The sequence below is a fragment of the Mesorhizobium sp. M8A.F.Ca.ET.021.01.1.1 genome (genome assembly GCF_003998025.1).
Lineage (GTDB): Bacteria > Pseudomonadota > Alphaproteobacteria > Rhizobiales > Rhizobiaceae > Mesorhizobium.
Genome location: NZ_RZSJ01000568.1, coordinates 1 through 3,909, shown reverse-complemented (window position 1 = coordinate 3,909; position 3,909 = coordinate 1). Strand labels below are relative to the sequence as shown.

4 protein-coding genes and 1 pseudogene are annotated in these 3,909 nt (G+C 64.9%); 4 read left to right on the top strand and 1 reads right to left on the bottom strand.

The features are described from left to right. The 3 genes and pseudogenes from EOA36_RS29900 to EOA36_RS29890 all read left to right on the top strand — a co-directional run. Window positions 1-703: pseudogene (locus tag EOA36_RS29900) on the top strand (hypothetical protein); the annotation flags it as partial. Then, window positions 703-1,635 (top strand): hypothetical protein, encoded by a 933-nt coding sequence (locus tag EOA36_RS29895; protein WP_127280560.1) that lies wholly within the window; start codon window positions 703-705, stop codon window positions 1,633-1,635. The pseudogene EOA36_RS29900 and the gene EOA36_RS29895, both read left to right, overlap by 1 nt. A gap of 85 nt (window positions 1,636-1,720) precedes the next feature. Further along, entirely contained in the window at window positions 1,721-1,999 is a 279-nt protein-coding gene (locus EOA36_RS29890) for a hypothetical protein (RefSeq protein ID WP_127280559.1), read from the top strand. A gap of 29 nt (window positions 2,000-2,028) precedes the next feature. Here the strand turns inward: EOA36_RS29890 and EOA36_RS29885 are convergent, their stop codons facing one another. Then, complete coding sequence (locus EOA36_RS29885) at window positions 2,029-3,285, bottom strand: hypothetical protein (RefSeq protein ID WP_127280558.1); 1,257 nt, start codon at window positions 3,283-3,285, stop codon at window positions 2,029-2,031. A gap of 143 nt (window positions 3,286-3,428) precedes the next feature. On the opposite strand from EOA36_RS29885, the gene EOA36_RS29880 reads away from it, so the two are divergent. Then, window positions 3,429-3,909, top strand: a 481-nt coding sequence (locus EOA36_RS29880) for a CapA family protein (protein ID WP_189553425.1), incomplete at its 3' end; no start/stop codon positions are given.

Genomic DNA, 3,909 nt, shown 5'->3' with positions numbered 1-3,909 from the left:
GGGCTATCTGCTGATCTGGGCGACGCTCGGCATTGCCTGCATCACGGCGGCGTCGCTGGTGTTGTTGCCGGTGCTCTTCGGCTGGCGCATCGTGTTCTCGCGCTCGCGCGGGAAGCTCGGCACCATCCTCTATTTCGCCTGCCTCGGCCTCGGCTACATCATGGTCGAGGTCGGGCTGATCAGCCGCTTCACCGTGGCGCTGGCCAATCCGACCGTTTCGGCCTCGGTGCTGATCTCCTCGATGCTGGTGTTTTCCGGTCTCGGCAGCCTGTTCGCCGAACGCATCTTCGACCGCGCCCGAACGCTGCTGCCGGTGGTGCTGCTGGCCATCTGCGCGCTGCTGCTGATTTACGGCTTCTATCTGTCGCCGGTGCTCGACTGGATCGGCGCCTATCCCTATGCGGTGCGGTTGCTGCTCTGCTTCCTCTTGGTGTCGCCGCCGGCCTTCCTGATGGGCATGCCGATGGCCACCGCCATGACCTGGCTGGCGCGGCTCGGCAAGGAGCATCTGTTCGTCTGGGCCTGGGGCATCAATGGCTGCTTCTCGGTGATCGGCTCGGCCGCGGTGCCGATCGTCGCCACCAGCTTCGGCCTCAGCGCCGTGCTGCAATGGGCTGGGATTGCCTATCTCGTCGCCATTCCGGCCTTCTTCGCGGTGCTGTTGCCATCAAGGGCGCCGGCTCTCCGGGTGGTGCCCGCTTGATGCCGGACCGGCGCGCCATCGTCGCCGGACTGCTGGCCACGGCGGCGTTTCCGGTGGCAAGCCAGGGGGCGCGCTTGCACAAGGCGATCTCGACCATCGTGCCGTTCAAGGCGTCGCCGTTTCCGTACCGGGGCAAGCTGCCCGACGGCTCCGCGCCGTTTCTCGACGTCGATGCGAACGGCCGCCACGGCCACACCTCGCCGCGTGGGGGAATCTACTGGGAAGACGAGACCTATTCGGACCGCTCGACGCTACTCGGGATTCCCAAAGGTTTTGATGCCGCCAAGCCTGCTGTCATCGTCGTGTTCTTCCACGGCAACGGCGCGACCTTGCAGCGAGACGTGGTCGGGCGCCAGCGCGTGGCCGCGCAGGTCGAGGCTTCGGGCCTCAACGCCGTGCTGGTGGCGCCGCAATTTGCCCGCGACGCGCAGGATTCCAGCGCCGGCAATTTCTGGACGCCGGGCTATTTTTCCGGGTTCATGGCCGAGGCGGCGCAAGGCCTGGCCAGGCTGACCGGCGCCAAGGCGGCAAAATTCGAGGCCATGCCGGTGGTGCTGGTCGCCTATAGCGGCGGCTACAATCCGGCCGCTTCCGTGCTTGGGAATGGTGACATTGGCGGCCGCCTGCTCGGCGTCATCCTGCTCGACGCCGTGTTCGACGAAGCCGACGTCTTCGCCGACTGGATCGCGCATCACAGGAAGAGTTTCTTCGTCAGCGCCTACGGCAAATCCTCGGCCTCGGGCAATGCCGAGATCAGGCAGGCGCTGGCAGGCAAGGGCATCACTGCAAGCGCCGATCCGCCGCAACGGCTGGAAGCCGGCACCATCGCTCTGCTCGCCTCGGAAGCCGCCCATGACAGCTTCGTCACCAAGGCATTCGTCAACAATCCGCTGCAATGGCTGCTGGCCCGGCTGCACGGGTTCACGCGCTAGACTAGGACGCGTCGACATCAGACTGGCTGAATTCCATCAGCCCCTGGCACTTGAAAGGTTTGGTTTTGACGCTTAGTGCCCGGCCATGCTTCTGACCGTTATCGTCATTGCCCAGATACTGGACCCGCTCAGGATCGTGCTGATCGCGATCGCCTATTTCCTCAGCCTCAGGGTCAAGCAGCCGAGCGCGGGCTGGCTTGGACTGGTGGCGGCAATTGTCATCATCGCCATCTTCTATCCCTTCGTAATTCTTGGTCAGTCCGGCGATATCGCCTGGATGAGCGGCGCGGTCGGCGTGATATCGAACGCGCTGATAGCGGCGGTCGTGGCCGGGCTCCTGCGTCTCCAACGCCGTTTCTTCTGATCGTCAGTGCGGTTAGAGGCGCTTAGTCCTCAATTGAACCACAGCGCGAACGTCAAAAACCCGCCGCCGCCGAACTCGCGCTGGATCTGGTCGAAATCGTCGCTGGTCAGGATCTTGCCGGCCTCCAGATAGGGTGCGATGCCGGGGCCGGTGATCGACAGTACGAGGTCGAAGGGCTTCGGCTCGTCGAAGAAGCGCTTCATGTTGATGCCCTTGCCGGTGATGCGGAAATGCGGCAGCAGCGCCCGGCCTTCAAGCAAGTCCTCGGCCATGGTCAAGGTGGCGAGCCAGGCCTGGACCTGCTCCTCGCCGACTTCGAGGCCGGTGAGCTGGTTTTCGCCCTTCTGCTGCGGGCCCGGCAGCCATTCGCGGTCATTGTCGGTCTCGGCGCGGATCGCTTTCCAGTCCTCGCGCGACAGCCGGATCATTTCGAGCAGCTCCTGGCGCGCCGCCTTGCGGCGCTCCGGCTCGATCACCGGCCAGTTGATCATGTGCACCATCGATATGAAATCGGCGATGCGCCATTCCGAGGAGAACATGTTGCCGCCCATCTCGCTGGGCGGCGGCACCAGGATGTCCTGCAATGGCAGCTTGGCGCGCGGGAACAGCATGTGGAACGAGCCGTCGAACGTGCCCCTGAAATCATGCGCCAGCCAGAAATCGGCCTGCGCCATCAGGAACTCGGCGTAGCCCTGCAACCAGTAACCGTCGGCGCGGTCGAAGCGGAAGGTGAGCGCAGGCGCGGCGCCGTCTGGCGCCATGCCGCCGTGCGACAGCGCCGCCATGATCGCCGCCATGCTTTCATCCGGTGCGATCGTGCCGTCCTCATTGAGGTCGATGCCGACATGGGTGAGGTCGATGACCATGCCGATATCGGCGTCGGCCGGCACCGAACCCAGCGTCGCGGCGGACTTTGCCAGCCGGTCGCGAAAGGCGACCAGTATGGCGCGGAACTCTTCGTAGGTCAGCGGCTCGGGATTGGGGTTTGTCGGTACGGGCAGCTGCATCAGCGGCAGCATGAAGGATTGCGGGCTCTCGAAGCCATGGCGGTGCAGGCCGCTCGCCAGCAATTCCAGTGCGGTGAAGAACTCGCCGGCGCCGGCGGCATAGGCCGAAGCCGGATCTTTCGGCGCAGCCGCTTCCAGTGTCGACAGGGCGCCGTCGCGCGCGGCCACGGTCTTTGCTTCGAACAATGCGGTTGCCGCTTCGGACATGGCGGCGCTAGCCGAAGACAACGGTACAAGCAGAATAAAGGCTGAGGCCAGCAGGCTCGCAACTCGTTTCATGTTCCCCTCCAGGCGCGTTTCGCGCCGGCGATCATACACGAATTTGCCGTCCGCCGCCTGCCGGTCACGCCGCATGATTGTCGCCGGATGGCTTCAACACGCCGGACGGACGGTCTACACAGGGCAAGCAAATTGGGCATCGCGTGTCGAACTATCCGCTTTCCTACAAACTGTCCTGGCTGCCGCGGTTCCTGAAGCCGTCGTTTGGCGGCGACGCCAACGGGTTTGCCCCGGCGGCGGGGACGCTGATGGATCCGCCGCCGGGACAGACTGTGCGGCTGGCCTTCGTCGGCGACATCTCGGCCGTGGCCAACCGCAGCGCGCCGGCGTGCGATCCGGCGATCAAGGCGCTGCTCGGCACTGCCGACCTGGTGATCGGCAATTGCGAAAGCCCGATCGTGGACAAGCCAAGTGCCGTGCTGGGGACCAAGCTCGGCACGCATCATGCGATGAGCGAACGCTTTCTGGTGGAGGCATTGGCGGCGGTCGGGATCGAGCGCGAAAAACTCGTGCTGTCGCTGGCCAACAATCATGTTTTCGACCAGGGTGTCGCCGGTTTCGACGCGACGGCGGCCACGTTGAGGCGGCTCGATATCCGCACCATCGGCCTGGCCGCCACTGGCC

Coding starts and splice junctions, on each gene's coding strand:
- EOA36_RS29895 (WP_127280560.1), top strand. CDS start 703: ATGCCGGACCGGCGCGCCATCGTCGCCGGACTGCTGGCCACGGCGGCG.
- EOA36_RS29885 (WP_127280558.1), bottom strand. CDS start 3,285: ATGAAACGAGTTGCGAGCCTGCTGGCCTCAGCCTTTATTCTGCTTGTA.
- EOA36_RS29890 (WP_127280559.1), top strand. CDS start 1,721: ATGCTTCTGACCGTTATCGTCATTGCCCAGATACTGGACCCGCTCAGG.